Genomic DNA, 20,280 nt, shown 5'->3' with positions numbered 1-20,280 from the left:
CCCGGTCTTCGCACCGGCCCGCTCCGGCAGTCCGAGCAGCAGCAGAGCAGCAGAGCAGCAGGCACAGCGTCGACGCACGAGGTGGGGGCAGAGCACACCCATGGCACAGGGCACGGTCCAGGTGACGCACACCGGTACGTCGCGGTGGCGGCGCCGCACGGGCGAGTATCCCTCCCTCGCCGCCGCCCTGGAGGCCGCGGGCGACGGGGACGTCCTCACCGTGGCCCCGGGCACCTACCGGGAGAACCTCGTCATCCGGCGGGCCGTCACCCTGCGGGGCGGCGACGGGTCGGCCGGCTCGGTGCGGATCGCGCCCGCCGACGGCGTGCCGCTGACCGTACGGGCCTCGGCCACGCTCCAGGAGCTGCACATCGAGGGGCAGGACGCGGCGGCGCCGGCGCTGCTCGTCGAGGACGGCACGCCGGAGCTGCTCGACCTGCGGATCGTGACCAGGTCGGCGGCCGGGATCGAGGTGCGGGGCGCGGCCCGCCCGACGGTGCGGCGCTGCACCGTCGACAATCCGGCCGGGGTCGGGCTCGCCGTACTCGACGGCGCGGGCGGGGTGTTCGAGGAGTGCGAGATCGTCTCCGCCGGGCAGTCGGGGGTCTCGGTGCGCGGCGGCGGGCATCCGCGGCTCGAGCGCTGCCGGGTGCACCACGCCTCGGGCGCCGGGATCGCGGTGACCGGCGAGGGCAGCGGCCTGGAGGGGATCGGCTGCGAGGTGTACGAGATCAAGGGCGCCGGGCTGCAGATCGCGTCCCGGGCGACCGCGCACCTCACGGACTCGACGGTGCACCGGACCTCGGCCGACGGCATCACCCTGGACACCGACGCCGTACTGACGCTGTCCGACTGCGACATCCACGACGTGCCGGAGAACGCGGTGGACCTGCGGTCCCGTTCGGTCCTGACGCTGACGCGGTCCACGGTGCGGCGGTTCGGGCGCAACGGGCTCTCGGTGTGGGACCCGGGGACCCGGGTGGACGCCAACCAGTGCGAGATCCACGACAGTACGGGCGACTATCCGGCGGTGTGGGTGAGCGACGGCGCGGCGGCGGTGCTCGACGCCTGCCGGGTGCACGACGTGCCGGACGCGCTGTTCGTCCTCGACCGGGGTTCGCGCGCGGACGTCGTCGACAGCGATCTGTCGCAGGTGCGGAACACCGCCGTGTCGGTGAGCGACGGCGCCACGGCGCAGCTGGACGACTGCCGGATCCGGGAGGCGTCCACGGGCGCCTGGTTCCGGGACCACGGCAGCGGCGGCACGCTCGGCGGCTGCACGATCGACGCGGTGCAGACCGGGGTCATCGTCACCAAGGGCGCGGACCCGACGATCGAGCGGTGCACGGTCACCTCGCCCGCCGAGGCCGGTTTCTACGTGTCGGCGGAGGGCCGCGGCTCCTTCCTGGGCTGCCGGGTGACCGGCAGCGGCGGCTACGGCTTCCATGTGATGGACGGCTGCCGTACGACGCTGCGCAAGTGCCGTACGGAGCGCTGCTCGCGCGGGGGTTACGAGTTCCCCGAGGAGGGCCCGGTCGCGGAGGAGTGCACCAGCGACGGGAGCCAGGTGCGCGGCCCGGCGGCGGCGGAGCCGGGCGGGGTGCTCACCGCCACCCAGTCGACGGGCGGGCTGCTCGGCACGGTGCCCGCGCCGCGCTCCCCCGCCGTGGCGCCGGTCCCGGCACCGGCCGTCCCGGAGCCGGCGGCCTCGCGGTCCTCGCAGGAGGTGCTGGGCGAACTGGACGCGCTGGTGGGCCTGGAGAGCGTCAAGCACGAGGTGCGGACGCTGACCAACATGATCGAGGTGGGGCGGCGGCGGCAGGAGGCGGGGCTCAAGGCCGTGTCCGCGCGCCGCCATCTGGTCTTCACCGGCAACCCGGGCACCGGCAAGACGACGGTGGCGCGGCTCTACGGCGAGGTGCTCGCCGCCCTCGGGGTGCTGGAGCGGGGCCATCTGGTCGAGGTGTCCCGGGTCGACCTGGTGGGCGAGCACATCGGCTCGACGGCGATCCGCACCCAGGAGGCCTTCGACCGGGCACGCGGCGGCGTGCTGTTCGTGGACGAGGCGTACGCGCTCGCGCCGGAGGACTCGGGGCGGGACTTCGGGCGCGAGGCGATCGACACGCTGGTGAAGCTGATGGAGGACCACCGGGACGCGGTGGTGGTGATCGTCGCCGGCTACACGGCGGAGATGGAGCGCTTCCTCACCGTCAACCCCGGTGTGGCCTCGCGTTTCTCACGGACCATCAGTTTCTCGGACTACGTTCCGGAGGAGCTGCTGCGGATCGTGGAGCAGCAGGCCGAGGACCACGAGTACCGGCTGGCGGAGGGCAGCGGCGAGGCCCTGGTGAAGTACTTCGCCGAGCTGCCCAAGGGCCCCACCTTCGGCAACGGGCGCACCGCGCGCCAGACCTTCGAAGCGATGGTGGAGCGGCACGCGGGCCGGGTCGCCGCGCTCGCGGAGCCGAGCACGGACGACCTGACCCTGCTCTATCCCGAGGATCTTCCCGAACTCCCCTGAGCGGGCCTGGTGTTGTGGCGCTGCCGGGGCAGCGCGGGCGGCAGCCGGTCGAGGAGGGCGGCGCGGGCGGCGGCGAAGGCCGGGTCGGCCTGGTAGTCGGAGTGGCCCAGGATCGGTTCGGGCAGCGGGTGTTCGCGGGTGCGGCCGTACGCGACGGGGTCGAGGAGTTCGGGCCGGTCGACGTCCGGCCGGTCGCCCTCGGCCGGGACCCGGACGGGGCCGCCGATGGGGTCGGTGGCCCGGTAGAGGTTGCTCCAGCCGTGCACGGTGCGGTGCAGGCCGCGCAGCGCCTCGGGGCCGAAGTAGGCCGGGAACCAGCGCCCGTAGAGGCGTTCGAGCGGCGAGCCGTAGGTGAGCAGGGCGACCCGGCCGCGGGTGGCGGGCGGCAGCTGCCAGACCGCGGCGGCGGCGAGGACGCTGCCCTGGGAGTGGCCGGAGATGACCAGGCGGCCGCCGGTCTGCCGGGTCCAGGAGCTCATCCGCCAGCTGAGGTCGGGGACGGCCCGCTCGGCGTAGCAGGGCGGGGCGAAGGGGTGGGCGGCGCGCGGCCAGAAGGTGCCGACGTCCCAGAGGATGCCGATGGTGCGGCGCGCGGAGCGGTCCTTGTAGGCGCGGCGGCCCAGGGTGACGAAGAGCAGGAAGCCGAAGCCGATCATCCAGGAGCCGAGGGACTGGGCGGCGGTGGCGACCGAGGCGACGGCCGGGTGGGCGCCGTCGAAGGCCCGTCCGGGGACGTTTCCGCTGGCCCAGGCTCCGGCCACGGAGGCGGCGCCGAGCAGCAGGGTGGCACCGGAGACCACGCCGATCAGCACGGGCGCGGAGTCAGTGAGCGCGGCGCGTGCCCGGCTCGCCGCGATCTGGTCGGTGCGCAGCCGGTCGGGGTTGGTCTGCCGGTAGGCGGCGTCGACGACCGGGCGGAGCCGGCGGCCGGCGAGCACGGTGCGGGCGACGAGCAGCGCGCTGGGCGCGAGGAGCAGCAGGAGCAGCACCGGGATGACGGAGGCCTGCCAGCTGAGGAGCACGGGCGGTCCGGTGATCGGGCCGTCGCCGGTGCCGGGGGTGCCCGCGCCGTCGAGCCAGTCGGCGACGCGCTGGGCGACCCCGCCGGACATGACGCCGCCGAGGGCGCAGGCCAGCATGGCGGTGGCGGGGCCGCCGAGCCCGTACAGGGCGGTGCGGGGGTCGCGGCGGGGGCTGTGGAGCAGCAGGGCGACCGCGGCGAGGGCGACGACCAGGCCGCCCTGGGCGAGGGTGAGGCCGCCGAAGAGGCCGGTGCCGGGCAGGGTGCCGGTGGAGGTCCAGTCGGGGCGGGACCAGCCGGTGTGGACGGCGGTGAGGGCGAGCAGCAGGAGCGCGGTGGCGGGCAGCCAGGAGACCAGGGCGCGTTCGATGCGCAGGTCGAGCCGGTGCTCGCTGCGGCCGCGGCGGCAGACCACCCACAGGACGACGCACGCGAGGACGCCGAGGGCGATGTGGAGCAGCCGGCCGAGGAGTTCCTGCGCGCCGCCGGCGCCGGACCGGTGGTCGTGGGCCGCCGCGGCGGCGGCGAGGACGGTGGCGACGGTGAGGAACCCGGCGGCGGTGTGCGCGGCACGCAGCCGGGCGACGAGCCTCCGGCCGTACCAGAAGCCGGGGCGTCCGAGGGCGGGCCGGAGTTCGACCGGGGTGGCGGGGGCGGGGGTCGTGGTGTCGGCGGCCTCGGTGTCGCCGTCGGCGGAGGGGGCCGGGGCCGGCTCGGCGTCCGGGTCGGCGTCGTAACCGGTGGGCGGGCGCTGGGCCTCGTACGCGCTCCAGGTGCGGTTGGACAGGTACCAGAGCAGGCCGACGAGGGCGGCGGGCACGAGCGCGGCGAGCGCGAGCCGGCGGCCGGGCTGGGACCACCAGCCGGCCCGCTCGGCGGACAGGAAGCCGAGCCAGGAGCGCTGCCCGGCGCAGCCCGCGGAGCCCGCGCACTGCCAGGCCGTCAGATCGAGGGCGACCTCGCAGGCGGCGGCGGTGAGCAGCACGGTGAGGGTGAGGGCGACGAGCCGGACGAGGACGCCGTAGAGGCGCAGCAGCCGGGGGCGGCCCTCGGTGGGCGGGCGCATCCAGTGGGCGAGGTTGGCGACCATGAACGGCAGGAGCAGCAGCCACAGGGCGCGGGTGCCGTTGCCGGAGGTCAGGTTGGACCAGCAGTAGGCCTCGGGCACGGGTCCTTCGGCGTGGCGTTCGGGGTGCTCCTCGGCGTCGACGTCGTCCCTGCGGCGGAACACGGCGGCCGTCCGGTCACCGGTGACCCGCACCGTGCGCGGGTCGTCCAGCATGTCGGCCGGGGTGGCTCCGCCCACGCCGTGGACGAGGAGTTCGAGCGCCGCACCCCCGTTCTCCGGGTCGGGTGTGGCAGGGGACACTTCGGTGACTCGCTCTCTTGATGGGAGGATCTGCCGTGGAGGACCGGGCCGGAGGGTCCGGCGGTTCCCAGGATCGCGGACGGCCGCCCACGACGGGGCCGTCCTCACCGAATCCGACGCCCTTCCTCCTCTGTTCCCCCATTCCTTCGGAAAGGACCGGCCCCGGCGGTGAGTGACCATCAGAACCTGTTGGCGGAACAGCGACGCGCGCTGATCCTCGACGAGGTGCGCCGGCGCGGCGGTGTACGGGTGAACGAGCTGACCCGCCGGCTGAACGTCTCCGACATGACCGTCCGCCGGGACCTGGACGCCCTGGCCCGGCAGGGCATGGTCGCCAAGGTGCACGGCGGCGCGGTCCCGGTGGTCGAGGCGAGCGTCCACGAGCCGGGCTTCGAGGCGAAGTCGGTGCTCGAACTGAGCGCGAAGGAGGAGATCGCGCGGGCGGCGGCGCGGATGGTGCGGCCCGGCACGGCCATCGCTCTTTCGGGTGGTACGACGACCTACGCGCTGGCCCGGCAGCTGCTCGACGTGCCGGAGCTGACCGTGGTGACGAACTCGGTGCGGGTCGCGGACGTGTTCCACGAGGCGCAGCAGGCGGGCGCGGGCGGCGAGGCGCGGCCGGGCGCGGCGACGGTGGTGCTGACCGGCGGGGTGCGCACGCCGTCGGACGCGCTGGTGGGCCCGGTGGCCGACCAGGCGATCCGCTCGCTGCACTTCGACGCGCTGTTCCTCGGGGTGCACGGCATCTCGGTGGAGGCCGGTCTGTCCACGCCCAATCTTGCGGAGGCGGAGACCAATCGGCGTCTCGTACAGGCCGCGCGGCGGGTGGTGGTGGTCGCGGACCACACCAAGTGGGGGACGGTGGGCCTGAGTTCCTTCGCCGCGCTGGACGAGGTGGACGCGCTGGTGACGGATCGGGGGGTGTCGCCGCGGGTGCGGGCCGAGATGGCGGAGCATCTGCCGGGGCTCGTGGTGGCGGGCGAGGAGGACCCCGAGGCGGACCACCCGGACGGCGAGGACCCGGAGGCGGAGGAGCACTCCGGGCAACACGAGGGCGACGGCGGGGCGTACGGGGGCGCGCCGGAGTGAGCCGGTTCCGGATCGAGCGGACCGTGGCGGCGGCGCCGGACGAGGTGTGGCGGCGGCTCACGGACTGGCCGGCGCACGGCGCGCGGGTGCCGCTCACCCGGACGATCGTCCTGACGCCCGGCCCGAACCGGGTGGGCACCCGCTTCACGGCGCGGACCGGAATCGGCCGGTTCGGCTTCGACGACCCGATGGAGGTCGTGGTGTTCGCCCCGCCCGCGCCGGGTCGTACGGGCGTGTGCCGGCTGGAGAAGCGGGGCCGGGTGGTGCTCGGCCGGGCCGCGTTCGAGGTGACCGGGACGGCGGCGGGCGGCAGCCGGGTGGTGTGGACCGAGGAGCTGCGTCTGCGGGGCGTGCCGTCGGTGTGCGACCCGGTTCTCGACCCGGTGTTCGCTGTGGTCGGCCGGTGGGTGTTCGGACGGGCGCTCGACGGACTGCTGCGTCACTGACGGGTTGTCAGTTACGGTGGTGGGCCCACGACCCCGAGACGGGAGGTTCGGCCATGCAGCGCCGACTCCGGCCGGTGGAGCTCGACTTCGCCGAGTCCGCGCCCCTGCGCCTGGTCTTCTCCGCCGACCTCGCCGCCCCGCCCGCGGCGGTGTACCGCTCGCTCGCGGTGGAACTCGGCAGCACCCCCGCGTGGTTCACCGCGGTGGCCGCCGCGACGCCGACCGACGGCGGCGCCGGGCGGACGATCCGGCTGCGCGGCGGGATCGAGTTCCGCGAGACGATCCTGGCGAGCGACCCGGCCGCGCGCTACGCGTACCGGATCGACCGGACCAACGCCCCGGGTCTGACCGCGCTCCTGGAGGAGTGGCTGCTCTCCCCCGCGGCGGACGGCACCCGGGTGCGCTGGACGATGGCCGTGGACGGCAACGGACCGTGCCGGCTGGCCCTGCGGCTCGCCCGGCCCGGCGTCGGCAAGTCCTTCCGGGACGCGATGCGCAACCTGGACCGGCGGCTCACTCCGGCCAGGCACCCGTCGCCAGGAACCGGTCGATAGCGGCGCTGTACGGCGCGATGTCGAGGCCCTGGGCGGCCAGCCAGTCGTCCGAGTAGTACTTGTCGAGGTAGCGCTCGCCCGGGTCGCAGATCAGGGTGACGACGCTGCCGGTGCGCTGCTCGGCGACCATCTCGGCGACGATCTTCAGCGCGCTCCACAGGCCGGTGCCGGTGGAGCCGCCCGCCTTGCGGCCGATGGCGTCCTCCAGGGCGCGGACCGCCGCCACGCTGGCCGCGTCCGGCACCTTCATCATGCGGTCGACGGCACCCGGCACGAAGCTCGGCTCCATGCGGGGCCGGCCGATGCCCTCGATGCGCGAGCCGCAGTCGGCGGTGGCGTCGGGGTCCTCGTGCACCCAGCCGTCGAAGAAACAGGAGTTCTCCGGGTCGGCCACACAGATCCGGGTGTCGTACTGCATGTAGTGCACATAGCGGGCGATGGTGGCCGAGGTGCCGCCGGTGCCGGCGGTGGCGACGATCCACGCGGGTTCCGGATAGCGCTCCAGTTTCAGCTGCTGGTACATGGACTCGGCGATGTTGTTGTTGCCGCGCCAGTCGGTGGCCCGCTCGGCATAGGTGAACTGGTCCATGTAGTGGCCGCCGGTGCGCTCGGCGAGGGCGGCGGCCTCCTCGTACATGGTGCGCGAGTCGTCGACGAAGTGGCAGCGGCCGCCGTGGAACTCGATGAGCCGGCACTTCTCCGGGCTGGTGGTCCGCGGCATGACGGCGATGAAGGGGACGCCGATCAGCTTGGCGAAGTAGGCCTCGGAGACGGCGGTCGAGCCGCTGGAGGCCTCGATGACGGGCGCGCCGGGGCGGATCCAGCCGTTGCACAGGCCGTAGAGGAAGAGCGAGCGGGCGAGCCGGTGCTTGAGGCTGCCGGTGGGGTGGGTCGACTCGTCCTTCAGATAGAGGTCGATGCCCCAGCTCTCCGGCAGCGGGAAGCGCAGCAGATGGGTGTCGGCCGAGCGGTTCGCGTCGGCGTGCACCTTGCGCACGGCCTCCTTGAGCCAGGACCGGTAGCCGGGGTCGCTGCGGTCGACATCGACGGTGGCCATGGGGCCAATGGTGCTGGTCATGCGCGTCTGCCTCTTCTCACGGTGCCCGCGGGGGTGTCCGGCGGGAAGGCTCGTGGCGGGTCGTGGCGGGTGTCCACGGGTGTTCCCCACCCACCGACAATACCGCTCTCACCTGGGCAAACGTTCCCTTTGAGGGTCCATAGGAGTCCCTTGTGGACGGCCTGCTGGTGCACGGCGGCGCCGCCCGGCACACTGGGGAAGGACAGCCTGCGCGAAGGGGGCGGAGCACCATGTCGGAGCGCGAGTCGATGCCCGAATCGAAGCACGGGTCCGGGCCCGGATCGGAGCCGGAGTTCACGGCCACGGGGGTACGCATCGACCGCTGGCCCCGCTCGCTGACCCGCGCGGGCGAGGTGCGGATCGAGGACGGGCGCCTTTCGCTGCTCACGAGTTACGGCAGCGAGATCGACAGCGCGCCGCTCGGTACGGTCCGGGCGGGCCGCCCGTGGTTCGCCAAGGACGACGAGGCGGTGGCGACGGTCAACGGCACGCGCTACCGGCTCTCGGGCTCCGGACGCCTCCTGGAGGCCCTGAAGAAGGCCACCGGCCACGGCCGACACCACTGACGCGGACGCCCAAGAGCCCGCTCCACCATCTCTGACCTGCGGCGGATCGCCGCGAGTTGCGACCCGGTCACCACTGGTTCAGGCTGGAACCACCTCACTGAGGGTTTCCGAGCGGTGACGCTGCGATCCAGCCCACCGCCCTGCTATACCGCATGACAGATCCGAATCTTCGTCTTCTTCCGGACCTACTTCGGGGAGTCGCAGCCGTGATCAGCGAGCCCAGCAGGTACTGCACGGTGGAGCTCCAGGCTCTGCCGGCGCGGATCGGTCAGGTCCGCAGAATCGTTACGGCGCAGCTGCGCCACTGGCATCTCGATTCCTTGATCGACCTTGCCGCGCTCGGTGTCACCGAGCTTCTGACCAATGTCCACCGGCACGCGCAGCCCGACAAGACGTGCACCGTCGAGATCGCGCTGCTGCTCGACCGCCTCACCGTCTCCGTCCGCGACAACGACCCCCGGATACCGGGCGTCGCCGAACCGGCCGCCGACGAGGACGAGTTCGCGACCTCGGGCCGCGGCCTCGCCATCATCGAGGCGATGAGCGAGAGCTGGGGCGTGCGCCCGCACGGCGAGTCCGGCAAGTGCGTCTGGTTCACCCTCCAGGCACCGTCCTCCCCGGTCGCCGTCCTCCCGGAGCTGCGCGCCGTGCACGGCGCCACCACCGACGGCCCGCTGGTCGACGCCGTACCGCTCGGCGCGCCGGGCCTGGTGGAGTCGGCGGCGCGCTGACCGGAGCAAACGGCACGGGACCGGAGCGCGCCGCGTCGACGACGCGCCGAGCGGGGGCCCGGTCTCCCGGAACCCCCGCCCCTAGACGGTGTCTCGCCCTCCTCTGACGCCGGTTCACTCCGTCGCGATGGCCCGCAGCACGTCCAGGCGGGCCGCCCGGCGGGCCGGCCGCCAGGCCGCGACGACGCCGGCGGCGAGTCCGATCAGGGCGACCACCGCGAGCCGCAGCGGCGGCAGCGCGAAGCTGAACGCGCTGTCCGAGGCGCCGTCGGAGGCCGCCACCAGGACCCAGCCGAGGAAGCCGCCGAGCAGCAGCCCGCCGACCGTGCCGAAGGCCGCGACCAGGACGGACTCCCAGCGGACCATGGCCCGCAGCTGCGCCCGGGTCTGGCCCACCGCCCGCAGCAGGCCCAGTTCGCGGGTGCGTTCGTGCACGGCGAGGGTCAATGTGTTGGCGATGCCGAGCAGGGCGATCAGGACGGCGAGCGCGAGCAGCGCGTAGACCAGGGTCAGCATCATGTCGATGCCGGCGGCCGAGGACTCCGCGTACTCCTCGCGGGTCTGCACCTCGGGGTTGCCGAAGCGCTCCGCGACGTTCTGCACCGCCGCCTCGCCCGTACCCGTCGAGACGCCCTCCTCGAAGGTCACCGCGACCAGCCGGTCGGCGTCCTGGATCCGGTGCGGGGCCCAGGCCTGACGGGTGACCAGATAGTCGCCGGCCAGATCGGATCGCGCGTACACGGCCCGTACGGTGAAGGTCTGCCGGGTGCCGTCGGTGAAGGCCAGCTCCGCGGTGCGGCCGGGCACGAGCCCGTACCGCTCGGCCTCGTCGTCCGCCACCGCGATCCCGTCCGCGCCGAGCCCGGTCAGCGAGCCGCGTACGTCCCCGAGGTCGAGCACCCGGGAGAGCGCCGCCGGGTCCGTGACGGTCAGGGCCCGGCCGCGGCCGTCCACCTCGGCGATCCCCTGCCCCAGGCCGACGGCCGTGTCCACCTCGGGCAGCGCGGCGACGGCGGGCGCGAGGCCCGGGCTCAGGCCGCTGCCGCCCGCGCCGAACGAGGGCGTGCTGACGGCCACGTCGCCCGCGAAGGAGCGGGACACCGTGTCGTCCATGGTCGCCTTGAGGGAGGCGCCGAAGACGGTGAAGAGGGAGACGACGGCCACGCCGATCATCAGCGCGGTGGCCGTCGCGGCGGTACGGCGCGGGCTGCGCAGCGCGTTGCGGCGGGCGAGCCCCCGGTTGGTGCCGCGCAGCGGGCCGCCCAGGATCCGTACCGCGTACGAGGAGGCCACCGGGCCGAGGACGACGAACGCGGCGAGGGCGAGCACCGCGCCGGAGCCGGCCAGCCACAGCGAGGGCACCGCGAGCACCCCGGCGAGCACCAGGCCGACGGCGAGCAGCAGCAGTCCGGCGCCGAGCGCGGTGCGGCGGTGCGAGGCGGCGGAGTCGTCGACGGCGGTCTCGCGCAGCGCGGCGAGCGGGGCGGTGCGCCCGGCCCGTACGGCGGGCAGCAGGGCCGAGCCGACGCAGACGGCGAGGCCGACGGCGAACGGCAGCACGAGCGACACCGCGCCGATCACCAGGGAGCCGTCCGGGAAGGGGAAGCCGATCGCCGGGAAGAGGGCCTGCAGACCGGCGGCGATGCCGATGCCGCCGAGGAGTCCGGCCGCGGAGGCGAGCACCGCGACGGCGACCGCCTCGGCCAGGGTCATGCCGACGACCTGGCGGCGCTCGGCGCCGAGGGCGCGCAGCAGCGCGTTCTCGCGGGTGCGCTGGGCGACGACGATGGCGAAGGTGTTGTGGATGGAGAACACCGAGACCAGCAGGGCGATGCCGCTGAAGACCAGGAGCAGGGTGGTGAACAGGCCGAGGAAGCGGCCGGAGATCATCTCGTTGCTCTCGTCGGTGGCCTGCTGTCCGGTGATCGCCTCGACGTCCTGCGGGAGTACGGGTGCCAGGGCGTCGACCAGTTCCTCCTGGGAGGTGCCGGGGCCGGCCCGGACGAGGATGTCGGTGGCCTCGCCGGCCTTCGGCGCCAGGTACTTCTCGGCGTCGGCGGCGGTCAGTCCGGTGTAGGTGACCTGGCCCATGCCGTCCGCGCCGCCGAAGGTGGCGAGGCCGACGACGGTGACGCGTACCGGGTCCGGGGTGCGGAGCACGGTGGTGGAGCCGAGCGCGAGCCCGCCGGCCTCGGCGGCGCCGCGGTTGACGACGACCTCGCCGGACTTCTGCGGGGCGCGGCCCTCGGCGAGGGCGTACGGGTTGAGCTCGGGGTCCTGGATCCAGGTGCCGGCCAGGGTGGGCGGGCCCTGGCCGCCGACGGGCTTGCCGTTGCCGCCGACGAGCTGGCCCGCGCCCTGGACGCGCGGGACGGCCGCCGTGACGCCCGGGACCTGGGCGATCCGGGCGGCCAGTGCGGCGTCGACCGGGCCGCGGGTGCCCTGGGTCTCGCCGGCCGCGGTCACCACGTCCGTACTGCGGACGACGGCGTCGGTGCCGCGGTTGGCGTCGGCGAACAGGGTGTCGAAGCCGGCCCGGAGGGTGTCGCCCATGACGAGGGTGCCGGTGAGGAAGGCGACGCCGAGCAGCACGGCGGCGAAGGTGCCGAGGAAGCGGCGCCGGTGGGTGCGGAGGGCGGCGAGGCCGAGGCGGAGGGCGGTGCGGGTGGTGGGCCGTGGGGTGGGCCGGGTGGTACGGCCGGTGGCGGTCATGTCAGCGCCCTCCTCCCCGTCAGGGAGTCGCGGGGCCCGTCGAGGGACTTCATCCGGTCGAGGACCCGCTCGGCGGTCGGCGCCTGCATCCGGTCGACGAGGCGTCCGTCGGCGAGGAAGACCACCTCGTCGGCGTGGGCGGCGGCCACCGGGTCGTGGGTGACCATGACGACCGTGCGGCCGGTCCCGCGCACGGTGTCGCCGAGCAGCCGCAGCACCTCCTCGCCGGAACGGGAGTCGAGATTGCCGGTGGGTTCGTCGGCGAAGACCACGTCGGGGGCGCCGGCGAAGGCCCGGGCGACGGCGACCCGCTGCTGCTGGCCACCGGACAGCTCGCTCGGGCGGTGGTGCAGCCGGTCACGCAGGCCGACGGCGTCGATCAGGGCGTCGAGCCGCGCCCGGTCGGGGGCGATCCCGGCCAGGTCCAGGGGCAGGGTGATGTTCTCCGCGACGGTCAGCGTCGGCAGCAGGTTGAAGGCCTGGAAGACGAAGCCGATCCGCTCGCGGCGCAGCAGGGTGAGCCCGCGGTCGTCGAGGGCGGAGAGATCGGTGTCGCCGATCAGCGCGGAGCCGGAGGTGAGGGTGTCGAGCCCGGCGGCGCAGTGCATCAGGGTGGACTTGCCGGAGCCCGAGGGGCCCATGATCGCGGTGAAGCGGCCGGCCGGGAAGGCGACGCTCACCCCGTCCAGGGCCCGGACCTCGGTGTCGCCGGCGCCGTAGACCTTCACGGCGTCGACGACCCGCGCGGCGGCCGCGGGGAGCGTGGTGGTGGTCATCGGCGGCGCCCCTTGTCATCGGTCGTACGCCGCCCGAACTGCTCCTCCAGGACGGTCAGCCGGCGCCAGTACTCGTCCTCGTCGATCTCGCCGGCGGCGAAGCGGTGGCCGAGCAGGGCGATCGGCGACTGCTCGTCGACGCGCGGGGTGCCGGGGCCGCCCGGGCCGCCCCAGCCGTACCGGCGGAACCGGCCGAAGCGGCGTACCAGGGTGATCACGGTGAAGATCACGGCCGCCCAGACGAGCGGGAAGAAGAGGATCCACGGGCCGGGGCCCGCGTAAGCGAGGGTGTTCATCGTCGGTCAGCTCCTCCGGTGGTCGATACCTTGAGACTCGCTCCGGACCGGCCCCCGAGTCGTCGTACGGCCAGCGGCTTCTCGCGTACCACCCAGGGAGTACGGGCGGGTCGGGCGGCTGCTCCTCGACTCTGTACCTACTGGTATGTACAGTGAGGATCATGAGTGCTGCCAGGACTGCCGACGCGCCGGAACGACTGATCGAGGCCACCCGCGAACTGCTGTGGGAGCGCGGTTACGTCGGCACCAGCCCGAAGGCGATCCAGCAGGCCGCCGGGGCGGGCCAGGGCAGCATGTACCACCACTTCGACGGCAAGCAGGACCTCGCGCTCGCCGCGATCAGGCGGAGCGCGGCCGAGCTGCGGGCCGCCGCCGAGCGGGTGCTCGGCGGCGAGGGCACGGCGTACGCGCGGATCGAGGCGTATCTGCTGCGCGAGCGCGACGTGCTGCGCGGCTGTCCGGTGGGGCGGCTGACGATGGACCCCGAGGTCGTCGCGAGCGCGGCGCTGCGCGCGCCGGTCGACGAGACGCTGGACTGGCTGCGCGGCCGGCTCACCGGGATCGTCCAGGAGGGCCTGGACGGCGGGGAGTTCGGCGGCGAGTCCGGCCGTTCGCTGGACGCCGGGGAGCTCGCCTCGGCGATCGTCGCGACCGTGCAGGGCGGCTATGTGCTCGCCCGCGCCACCGGCTCCCCCGCCGCCTTCGACACGGCCGTACGCGGTCTGCTCGCGCTGCTCGCGCCCCGTACCACCCGCTGACGACGATGTGAGGAGCACGGTTCATGCACGCCCTGCAGTACGAGATCACCCTGCCCGCGGACTACGACATGGGGATCATCCGCGAGCGGGTGGCGACCCGCGGGCATCTGCTCGACGCCTTCCCGGGCCTCGGCCTGAAGGCCTATCTGATACGTGAGCGGGCGGACGGCTCGCCGGTGAACCAGTACGCGCCGTTCTATCTGTGGGCCGACCCGGCGGGGATGAACGCCTTCCTGTGGGGGCCCGGATTCCAGGGCATCGTCACCGACTTCGGGCGGCCGGTGGTCCAGCACTGGACCGGCCTCGCGTACGACGAGGGCCCGGCGTCCGCCGAGCCACCGCGCACCGCGACGCGCCGCCGCCGGCCGATTCCGGAGCGCCTCACCCCGGCCGAGGCGGTCGAGAGCGCCCTGGAGCGGCAGGCCGCCGAGGTCAAGGCCGACGGCGTGGTGGCGCGGGCCGTCGCCGTGGATCCGCGCCACTGGGAGCTGCTCACCTTCACGCTGTGGGCCGACCCCGATCCCGATCCCCGTGCCGCGGAGCCGGACGCCGACCGTTTCCAGGTGCTGCACCTGTCCGCCCCGGGGCGCGCGGGTCTCGGCCCGGGACGCACCTGGTAGCCGCCCGGTGGGGACGACGGACCGGGGTCAGCGGCGCACGTGCGCCGCGATCGTCCGGGCGCAGTCGAGCGACTCGGTACGGGTGGTGTCGACCTCCAGGTCGTACGTGACGCCCTGATGAACGAGTTCGGCCTGCTGGGCCGCCATGCCGCTGGTCCGGTCGCCGCGGGCGATCTCGCGCGCGGCGGCCACCTCGGGGGCGCAGCGGACGCCGACCCACAGCACGTCGAGTCCGGCGGTGGCCGCGCGCCAGCGGTCCTGGGAGGCGGCGCCGCCGAGGAAGACGTCGTCGACGACGATCCGGGCGCCCGCCCGGGCCATCGCCACGATGCCCTGCGTCCAGGCCGCCTCCAGGGCACGGAACTCCGGTCCGACGCGCACCGCGCCGTCCGTGTCGAACTCGATGCCGCCCGGCGTGCCTTCGAGCTTCGCGGGCAGGGCGTCGACGAAGTCGTCGACGCCGAAGGCCAGCCAGGGTTCGGGCAGCACGGCCTGGAGGCAGCGGACCATGCCGGTCTTGCCGGAGCTGGAACCGCCGTTGAGGATGATCATCCGGGTCGTCACCCGGTCACCCTAGGGGTTTCCCGCGCTCCGCCCCGAGTGGTTTTCGGCCGGCGCCCGGCAGGCTCGTGCTCGCGCGGCGGGCTCTCAGCCCACCGGCACCAGGGTGAGGTAGGCGATGCCGAGCAGGTCGCGGTAGCCGAGCCAGTGGCCGCGCTGCCGGTCGACCCTGGCGCGGGTCTCGGCGGCGAGCGGGTGCTCGGGGTGGGCGGCGAGCCAGAGTTCGGTGGCCTGGCGGTAGCCGGACTCGAAGGCCTCCCACTCCTCCGGGCTCGCCGTCTCGATCCAGGCCGGCCGGAAGCCCGCCTCGATCGCGAGGTCCACGAGGACGTCGAGGGTGGTGTGATCCTCGACGCGGGCGCCGGGCCACATCCGGGCCAGCTCGGCGTCCGTGGGGATGCGCTGCCAGAAGCCCTCGCCGAGCAGAACCCGGCCGCCGGGCCGTACCAGACGGCGCAGTTCGCGCAGGATGGTGGCGAGGTCGTACGGGCCGTCGGGGTCGCACAGCGCCTGGCCGGAGCCGAGGCACAGCACGGTGTCGGCGGGGCCGCGGGGCGTGCCGTGACCGGACTCCTCGACGTACTCGACACGTTCCGAGAGGCGGCGCTCGGCGGCGAGCTGTCGCCCGAGGGCGAGGTCGGCGCCGTTGATGTCGATCCCCAGGCCCTTGGCGCCGGGGACGGCGGTGAGCACCCGGAGCAGCAACTCGCCCCAGCCGCAGCCGATGTCGAGCACCGTGGCGGGCGAGGCGGCGGCGAGCCGCGCGATCATGGCGTCGGCCCGGGCCTCGGACAGCGGGCCGTGGAAGGTGAGTCCGGTGCCGAAGGCCGGCGGTCCGCCGGCGGAGTCGTCGGTGGCTACGTCGTCTGTGGCTATGGCGTCTGTGCCGGGGGTTTCGGTCATGGGGCGCGACCCTAGCTGGCGTCGGCCGTACCGCCCAAGGCATTTAGCGGGTCGTCGAGGACCGGCTGCCAGGCGAGTTCGGCGGCGCCGACCAGGCTGTTGTGGTCGAGGGTGCAGGGCAGGATCGGTACGCCGCCGCTGCGGCCCCACAGGCTGCGGTCGGCGACCACGGCGCGGAGCCGTCCCGGGTCGGCGTCCAGGAGCTCGCGGTGCAGGCCGCCGAGGATGATCCGGTCGGGGTTGAGGATGTTGACCAGCCCGGCCAGGCCGAGGCCGAGCCGGTCGATCAACTCCCCGGTGGCGACCCGGACTCCGGGGTCGTCGGCGTGGTCGCGCAGCAGGTCGCGGGCCTGCTGGAGCAGCGAGACCTCGGGGCCGGGGTCGCGGCCCGCGGCGGTGAGGAAGGCCAGCGGGTCGGTCTCGACGTCGAGGCAGCCGCGCGAACCGCAGTGACAGGGACGGCCCTCGGGGTTGACGGTGAGATGGCCGACCTCCAGGGCGAGGCCCGAACTCCCGGTGTGCAGGCGCCCGTCGAGGACGAGCGCGCCGCCGACGCCGCGGTGGCCGGTGGCCACACACAGCAGGTCCTTGGCGCCGCGGCCGGCGCCGTGCCGGTGCTCGGCGAGGGCGGCGAGGTTGACGTCGTTGCCGGTGAAGGCGGGGCCCTCGATGCCGGCGGCGCGGATCTGCTCGGCGAAGATCTCGCGGACCGGCGCACCGGCCGGCCAGGCGAGGTGCAGCGGGTTGAGCGCCGTGCCCTCCGGCTCGGCGACCGCGGAGGGCGCGGCCAGTCCGGCACCGACACAGCGCCGGCCGGTGGCGCGGAGCAGCGCGGCCCCGGCCTCGACGACGGCGCCGAGCACCTGGGCGGGGTCGGCGGAGACGGTCACACAGCCGGGGGCGGTGGCCTCGATGGTGCCGCCGAGGCCGACCAGGGCGGCCCGGAAGCCGTCGGCGTGCACCTGGGCGGCGAGGGCGACGGGGCCCTTCTCGTCGATGGTGAGTCGGTGCGAGGGCCGGCCCTGGGAGCCTGCGGCGGCGCCCGGGTTGGAGTCGACGCGGATGAGGCCGAGGGCCTCCAGCTCGGCGGCGACGGCGCCGGCGGTGGCGCGGGTGACCCCGAGCTCGGCGGTGAGCACGGCGCGGGTCGGGGCCCGGCCCGTGTGCACGAGTTCGAGCGCGGGTCCGAGCGCGCTGCGCCCCCTGTCCAGCCGTGTCCGGGTCGTCGTCGCCTTGCCGTTCATGGCCCCGAGTGTCCCATGATCGCCCGCCCGGAATCCCCTGCCGTCCCTCTTTGGCCGGGTCCGGACCCTCGGGGGAGGCGGCGGCAGCCTCCGGGGCGCGGCGGGGGCGGGCGGGTCCGACGGCCGGGGCGGGCGGGTCCGGCGGGTTGAATCCGGGCGGCGGTCACCCCTATCCTGAGTTTGTGCCGCTACTAAACAAAGTACGGACGGCCGTATCGGGGGGAACCCGCGGAGACACCGCCACCCTCTCCCTGACCCGCCTCCGCACCGCCCTCACCCTGTTCTTCGCCCTCGACGGATTCCTCTTCGCCGGCTGGGTGGTCCGCATCCCGGCCATCAAGCAGCAGACCGGCGCCTCGGCCGGCGACCTCGGCCTCGCCCTGCTCGGCGTGTCCGCGGGCGCGGTCGTCACCATGACGCTCACCGGGCGCCTGTGCCGCCGTTACGGCAGCCACCCCGTCACCGTCGTCACGGCCGTGCTCCTCTCGCTCTCCCTCGCCCTGCCGCCGCTGACCCGCTCCCCGCTCGCGCTCGGCCTGGTGCTGCTGGTCTTCGGCGCCGCGTACGGCGGGATCAACGTCGCCATGAACAGCGCCGCCGTCGACCTGGTCGCCGCGCTGCGCCGCCCGGTGATGCCGAGCTTCCACGCCGCCTTCAGCCTCGGCGGCATGCTCGGCGCCGGACTCGGCGGACTCGTGGCGGGCGCCCTCTCCCCCACCGCCCATCTGCTCGGCCTCACGGTGGCCGGCCTGCTCCTGACGGCCGCCGCCGGTCCCGTACTCCTGCAGCACCCCTCCCCCGCCCCGCACGAGGCGCTGCCCGCACGCCCGAAGGCCGACGGCGGGCCGGCCCGTACCCCCGGGGCCCGCCGGGCCGTGGTCGTCTTCGGCGTGATCGCGCTCTGCACGGCGTACGGAGAGGGCGCGCTCGCCGACTGGGGCGCCCTGCACCTCGCGCAGGACCTGGCCGCGCACCCCGGTGTGGCGGCGGCCGGCTACTCGCTGTTCGCCCTCACCATGACCGCCGGCCGGCTCTCCGGCACCGCCCTGCTCGAACGCCTCGGCCAGACCCGCACCCTGGTCGCGGGCGGGCTCACCGCCGCCGCGGGCATGCTGCTCGGCGCGCTCGCGCCGACCGTGTGGGCCGCCCTGCTCGGCTTCGCCGTGACCGGCCTCGGCCTGGCCAACATCTTCCCGGTCGCCGTGGCCCGCGCCGGCGCCCTCGCCGGACCGAGCGGCGTCGCCACCGCGTCCACCCTCGGCTACGGCGGCATGCTCCTCGGCCCGCCGTCCATCGGCTTCCTCGCCGACTGGTTCTCGCTGCCGGTCGCCCTGACGACGGTCGCGGTGCTCGCGGCGGGGGCGGCGGCGATGGGGTGGGCGGCGCGGGAGAGGCGGGTGAGCGGGAGGGGTTGAGCGGTGGGGGCGGGGCGGGCCCGGCGGGGCGGGTGCGCCTTGGGGGCCGTCCCCTGCGGTCCTCTCGTCTCCCCCGCCCCGTCGGCCTCCGTCGCCTCGTCATAATCCGTGTCATGGACACCCTGAGCATCGACACGCACATCGACGCGCTCGACACCGCGGGCAAGGCCCTCCTGACCGCCGCGGCGGCGGCCGGGACCGACGCCGAGGTCGTCACCTGCCCCGGCTGGCGGGTGCGCGACCTGCTGCGGCACACCACGATGGTGCACCGCTGGGCCACCGCCTTCGTCGCCGAGGGCCACACCTCCTACCACCCGGACGGCGGCGAACCCGATCTGGACGGCGACGCGCTCCTCGCGTACGTACGCGAAGGGCACGAGCGGCTCGTGGTCGCGCTGCGCACCGCCCCCGCCGACCTGGAGTGCTGGACCTTCCTGCCGGCGCCGTCGCCGCTCGCCTTCTGGGCGCGCCGCCAGGCCCACGAGACCACGGTTCACCGGGCGGACGCCGAGTCGGCGCTCCCGGCCGGCCCCGGCCCGGTGGACCCGGCGCTCGCCGCCGACGGCGTGGACGAGCTGCTGCGCGCGATGCACGGTCGGGACAAGAGCCGGGTGCGTACGGAGCGGCCCGCCCTGCTGCGGGTCCGGGCCACGGACACCGGCGACCTCTGGGACGTACACCTGTCCCCGGAGGCTCCCCGGACCGAGCGCGACACGGACGGCACCCGCCCCGCCGACTGCGAACTGAGCGGGCCCGCCGACCGGTTGTATCTGACGCTGTGGAACCGGCTGCCGCTCGATGCGGTGCGGATGTCCGGGGACGCGGGGCTCGCCCGGCTGTGGCGGGAGAACTCCGCCATCACCTGGTCGTAGCCGCAGGGCGGCGGTTCAGCCGAGCCAGCCGGGGCGCACCAGGCCCGACTCGTAGGCGAGGACGACGAGTTGGGCCCGGTCGCGGGCGCCGAGCTTCACCATCGTGCGGCTGACGTGGGTCTTGGCGGTCAGCGGGCTGACGACGAGGCGGCGGGCGATCTCCTCGTTGGACAGGCCGAGGCCGACCAGGGCCATCACCTCCCGCTCCCGCTCGGTGAGTTCACCGAGGCCGACGGTCCGGGCGGGCGCCTTGGAGCGGGCCGCGAACTCCTCGATGAGGCGGCGGGTCACGCCGGGCGAGAGCAGCGCGTCGCCGTCCATGACCGCGCGCACGGCCCGTAGCAGTTCTTCGGGCTCGGTGTCCTTGACCAGGAAGCCCGAGGCGCCGGAGCGGATGGCCTCGAAGACGTACTCGTCGAGCTCGAAGGTGGTCAGCATGACCACCTTCACCGCGGCGAGTTCCGGGTCGGCGGTGATCTCGCGGGTGGCGGCGAGGCCGTCGAGCCGGGGCATCCGGATGTCCATCAGGACCACGTCGGGGCGCAGGGCGCGGACCCGCTCGACGGCCTCCGCGCCGTCCGCGGCCTCGCCGGCGACCTCGATGTCCGGCTGCGCCGACAGGAGGGCGTGGAAGCCGGCCCGGACCAGGGACTGGTCGTCGGCGAGCAGGACGCGGATGGGTGGTGCCGGTGTGCCGGGCGTGTTGGGGGTGTTGGGCGGCTCGGGCGGCTTCGGTGGTGTGTTGGGG

19 protein-coding genes are annotated in these 20,280 nt (G+C 74.7%); 10 read left to right on the top strand and 9 right to left on the bottom strand.

From position 1 onward, the window contains the following. Positions 1–100 precede the first annotated feature (100 nt). Positions 101–2,521, top strand: a complete 2,421-nt coding sequence (locus KV205_RS34210; protein WP_265868873.1) for a right-handed parallel beta-helix repeat-containing protein — start codon at positions 101–103, stop codon at positions 2,519–2,521. On the opposite strand, the gene KV205_RS34205 is transcribed toward KV205_RS34210, so the two are convergent. Next, a complete protein-coding gene (locus KV205_RS34205; protein ID WP_265868872.1) occupies positions 2,491–4,911 on the bottom strand; it encodes a hypothetical protein in 2,421 nt (806 codons plus the stop codon). The genes KV205_RS34210 and KV205_RS34205 overlap by 31 nt on opposite strands. Positions 4,912–5,079: 168 nt before the next feature. Here KV205_RS34205 and KV205_RS34200 point away from each other — a divergent pair, with 168 nt between their 5' ends. The 3 genes from KV205_RS34200 to KV205_RS34190 are packed head-to-tail and all read left to right on the top strand — an operon-like array spanning position 5,080 to position 7,000. Continuing rightward, positions 5,080–6,000: a DeoR/GlpR family DNA-binding transcription regulator gene (locus KV205_RS34200; protein WP_265868871.1), complete on the top strand. Its 921-nt coding sequence runs from the start codon at positions 5,080–5,082 to the stop codon at positions 5,998–6,000. Continuing rightward, positions 5,997–6,446, top strand: a complete 450-nt coding sequence (locus tag KV205_RS34195) for an SRPBCC family protein (RefSeq protein ID WP_265868870.1) — start codon at positions 5,997–5,999, stop codon at positions 6,444–6,446. Before KV205_RS34200 ends, KV205_RS34195 begins: the two co-directional genes overlap by 4 nt. Positions 6,447–6,499: 53 nt before the next feature. Further along, complete coding sequence (locus KV205_RS34190; RefSeq protein WP_265868869.1) at positions 6,500–7,000, top strand: SRPBCC family protein; 501 nt, start codon at positions 6,500–6,502, stop codon at positions 6,998–7,000. Here the strand turns inward: KV205_RS34190 and KV205_RS34185 are convergent. Continuing rightward, the gene (locus tag KV205_RS34185; protein WP_274711180.1) at positions 6,960–8,078 is read right to left on the bottom strand and encodes a PLP-dependent cysteine synthase family protein; all 1,119 of its coding nucleotides are present in this window, start codon (positions 8,076–8,078) and stop codon (positions 6,960–6,962) included. The genes KV205_RS34190 and KV205_RS34185 overlap by 41 nt on opposite strands. A gap of 230 nt (positions 8,079–8,308) precedes the next feature. Here KV205_RS34185 and KV205_RS34180 point away from each other — a divergent pair, with 230 nt between their 5' ends. Beyond that, complete coding sequence (locus tag KV205_RS34180) at positions 8,309–8,644, top strand: hypothetical protein (RefSeq protein ID WP_265868867.1); 336 nt, start codon at positions 8,309–8,311, stop codon at positions 8,642–8,644. Between the two features lie 206 nt (positions 8,645–8,850). Then, a complete protein-coding gene (locus tag KV205_RS34175) occupies positions 8,851–9,375 on the top strand; it encodes an ATP-binding protein (RefSeq protein ID WP_265868865.1) in 525 nt (174 codons plus the stop codon). 114 nt (positions 9,376–9,489) lie between these two features. Here KV205_RS34175 and KV205_RS34170 read toward each other — a convergent pair whose 3' ends face one another. Genes KV205_RS34170 through KV205_RS34160 form a run of 3 tightly spaced genes read right to left on the bottom strand, consistent with a single transcriptional unit; the run spans position 9,490 to position 13,159 of the window. After that, entirely contained in the window at positions 9,490–12,087 is a 2,598-nt protein-coding gene (locus tag KV205_RS34170; protein WP_265868864.1) for an ABC transporter permease, read from the bottom strand. Beyond that, entirely contained in the window at positions 12,084–12,863 is a 780-nt protein-coding gene (locus KV205_RS34165) for an ABC transporter ATP-binding protein (protein WP_265868863.1), read from the bottom strand. Before KV205_RS34165 ends, KV205_RS34170 begins: the two co-directional genes overlap by 4 nt. Beyond that, the gene (locus tag KV205_RS34160) at positions 12,860–13,159 is read right to left on the bottom strand and encodes an SHOCT domain-containing protein (protein WP_265868862.1); all 300 of its coding nucleotides are present in this window, start codon (positions 13,157–13,159) and stop codon (positions 12,860–12,862) included. Before KV205_RS34160 ends, KV205_RS34165 begins: the two co-directional genes overlap by 4 nt. Before the next feature lie 161 nt (positions 13,160–13,320). On the opposite strand from KV205_RS34160, the gene KV205_RS34155 reads away from it, so the two are divergent. Then, the gene (locus tag KV205_RS34155; protein ID WP_265868861.1) at positions 13,321–13,917 is read left to right on the top strand and encodes a TetR/AcrR family transcriptional regulator; all 597 of its coding nucleotides are present in this window, start codon (positions 13,321–13,323) and stop codon (positions 13,915–13,917) included. A gap of 23 nt (positions 13,918–13,940) precedes the next feature. Next, positions 13,941–14,537, top strand: a complete 597-nt coding sequence (locus KV205_RS34150; protein WP_265868860.1) for a DUF4865 family protein — start codon at positions 13,941–13,943, stop codon at positions 14,535–14,537. A 27-nt stretch (positions 14,538–14,564) separates the two neighbouring features. Here KV205_RS34150 and cpt read toward each other — a convergent pair whose 3' ends face one another. The 3 genes from cpt to KV205_RS34135 all read right to left on the bottom strand — a co-directional run bounded on the left by cpt (position 14,565) and on the right by KV205_RS34135 (position 17,245). Further along, positions 14,565–15,089 (bottom strand): chloramphenicol phosphotransferase CPT, encoded by a 525-nt coding sequence (cpt, locus tag KV205_RS34145; RefSeq protein WP_265868905.1) that lies wholly within the window; start codon positions 15,087–15,089, stop codon positions 14,565–14,567. A 96-nt stretch (positions 15,090–15,185) separates the two neighbouring features. Further along, the gene (locus KV205_RS34140; RefSeq protein WP_265868859.1) at positions 15,186–16,001 is read right to left on the bottom strand and encodes a cyclopropane-fatty-acyl-phospholipid synthase family protein; all 816 of its coding nucleotides are present in this window, start codon (positions 15,999–16,001) and stop codon (positions 15,186–15,188) included. A gap of 11 nt (positions 16,002–16,012) precedes the next feature. Beyond that, positions 16,013–17,245: an ROK family protein gene (locus tag KV205_RS34135; protein WP_265868858.1), complete on the bottom strand. Its 1,233-nt coding sequence runs from the start codon at positions 17,243–17,245 to the stop codon at positions 16,013–16,015. Positions 17,246–17,427: 182 nt separating this feature from the next. On the opposite strand from KV205_RS34135, the gene KV205_RS34130 reads away from it, so the two are divergent. Together KV205_RS34130 and KV205_RS34125 are read left to right on the top strand one after the other, a co-directional pair. After that, positions 17,428–18,660, top strand: a complete 1,233-nt coding sequence (locus tag KV205_RS34130) for an MFS transporter (protein WP_265868857.1) — start codon at positions 17,428–17,430, stop codon at positions 18,658–18,660. A gap of 122 nt (positions 18,661–18,782) precedes the next feature. After that, entirely contained in the window at positions 18,783–19,532 is a 750-nt protein-coding gene (locus KV205_RS34125; protein WP_265868904.1) for a maleylpyruvate isomerase family mycothiol-dependent enzyme, read from the top strand. A gap of 15 nt (positions 19,533–19,547) precedes the next feature. Here KV205_RS34125 and KV205_RS34120 read toward each other — a convergent pair whose 3' ends face one another. Further along, positions 19,548–20,210, bottom strand: a complete 663-nt coding sequence (locus tag KV205_RS34120; protein WP_265868903.1) for a response regulator transcription factor — start codon at positions 20,208–20,210, stop codon at positions 19,548–19,550. Positions 20,211–20,280: the final 70 nt, after the last annotated feature.

Source organism: Streptomyces sp. SKN60, assembly GCF_026236535.1.
Taxonomy (GTDB): Bacteria; Actinomycetota; Actinomycetes; order Streptomycetales; family Streptomycetaceae; genus Streptomyces.
This window is presented reverse-complemented; position numbering and strand designations above follow the sequence as displayed.

Excerpts from the sequence above, each read along its gene's own strand:
- KV205_RS34210 (WP_265868873.1), top strand. The coding sequence starts at position 101 with ATGGCACAGGGCACGGTCCAGGTGACGCACACCGGTACGTCGCGGTGG.
- KV205_RS34140 (WP_265868859.1), bottom strand. The coding sequence starts at position 16,001 with ATGACCGAAACCCCCGGCACAGACGCCATAGCCACAGACGACGTAGCC.
- KV205_RS34135 (WP_265868858.1), bottom strand. The coding sequence starts at position 17,245 with ATGAACGGCAAGGCGACGACGACCCGGACACGGCTGGACAGGGGGCGC.
- KV205_RS34190 (WP_265868869.1), top strand. The coding sequence starts at position 6,500 with ATGCAGCGCCGACTCCGGCCGGTGGAGCTCGACTTCGCCGAGTCCGCG.
- KV205_RS34160 (WP_265868862.1), bottom strand. The coding sequence starts at position 13,159 with ATGAACACCCTCGCTTACGCGGGCCCCGGCCCGTGGATCCTCTTCTTC.
- KV205_RS34165 (WP_265868863.1), bottom strand. The coding sequence starts at position 12,863 with ATGACCACCACCACGCTCCCCGCGGCCGCCGCGCGGGTCGTCGACGCC.
- KV205_RS34185 (WP_274711180.1), bottom strand. The coding sequence starts at position 8,078 with ATGACCAGCACCATTGGCCCCATGGCCACCGTCGATGTCGACCGCAGC.
- KV205_RS34180 (WP_265868867.1), top strand. The coding sequence starts at position 8,309 with ATGTCGGAGCGCGAGTCGATGCCCGAATCGAAGCACGGGTCCGGGCCC.
- KV205_RS34150 (WP_265868860.1), top strand. The coding sequence starts at position 13,941 with ATGCACGCCCTGCAGTACGAGATCACCCTGCCCGCGGACTACGACATG.
- KV205_RS34155 (WP_265868861.1), top strand. The coding sequence starts at position 13,321 with ATGAGTGCTGCCAGGACTGCCGACGCGCCGGAACGACTGATCGAGGCC.
- cpt (WP_265868905.1), bottom strand. The coding sequence starts at position 15,089 with ATGATCATCCTCAACGGCGGTTCCAGCTCCGGCAAGACCGGCATGGTC.
- KV205_RS34170 (WP_265868864.1), bottom strand. The coding sequence starts at position 12,087 with ATGACCGCCACCGGCCGTACCACCCGGCCCACCCCACGGCCCACCACC.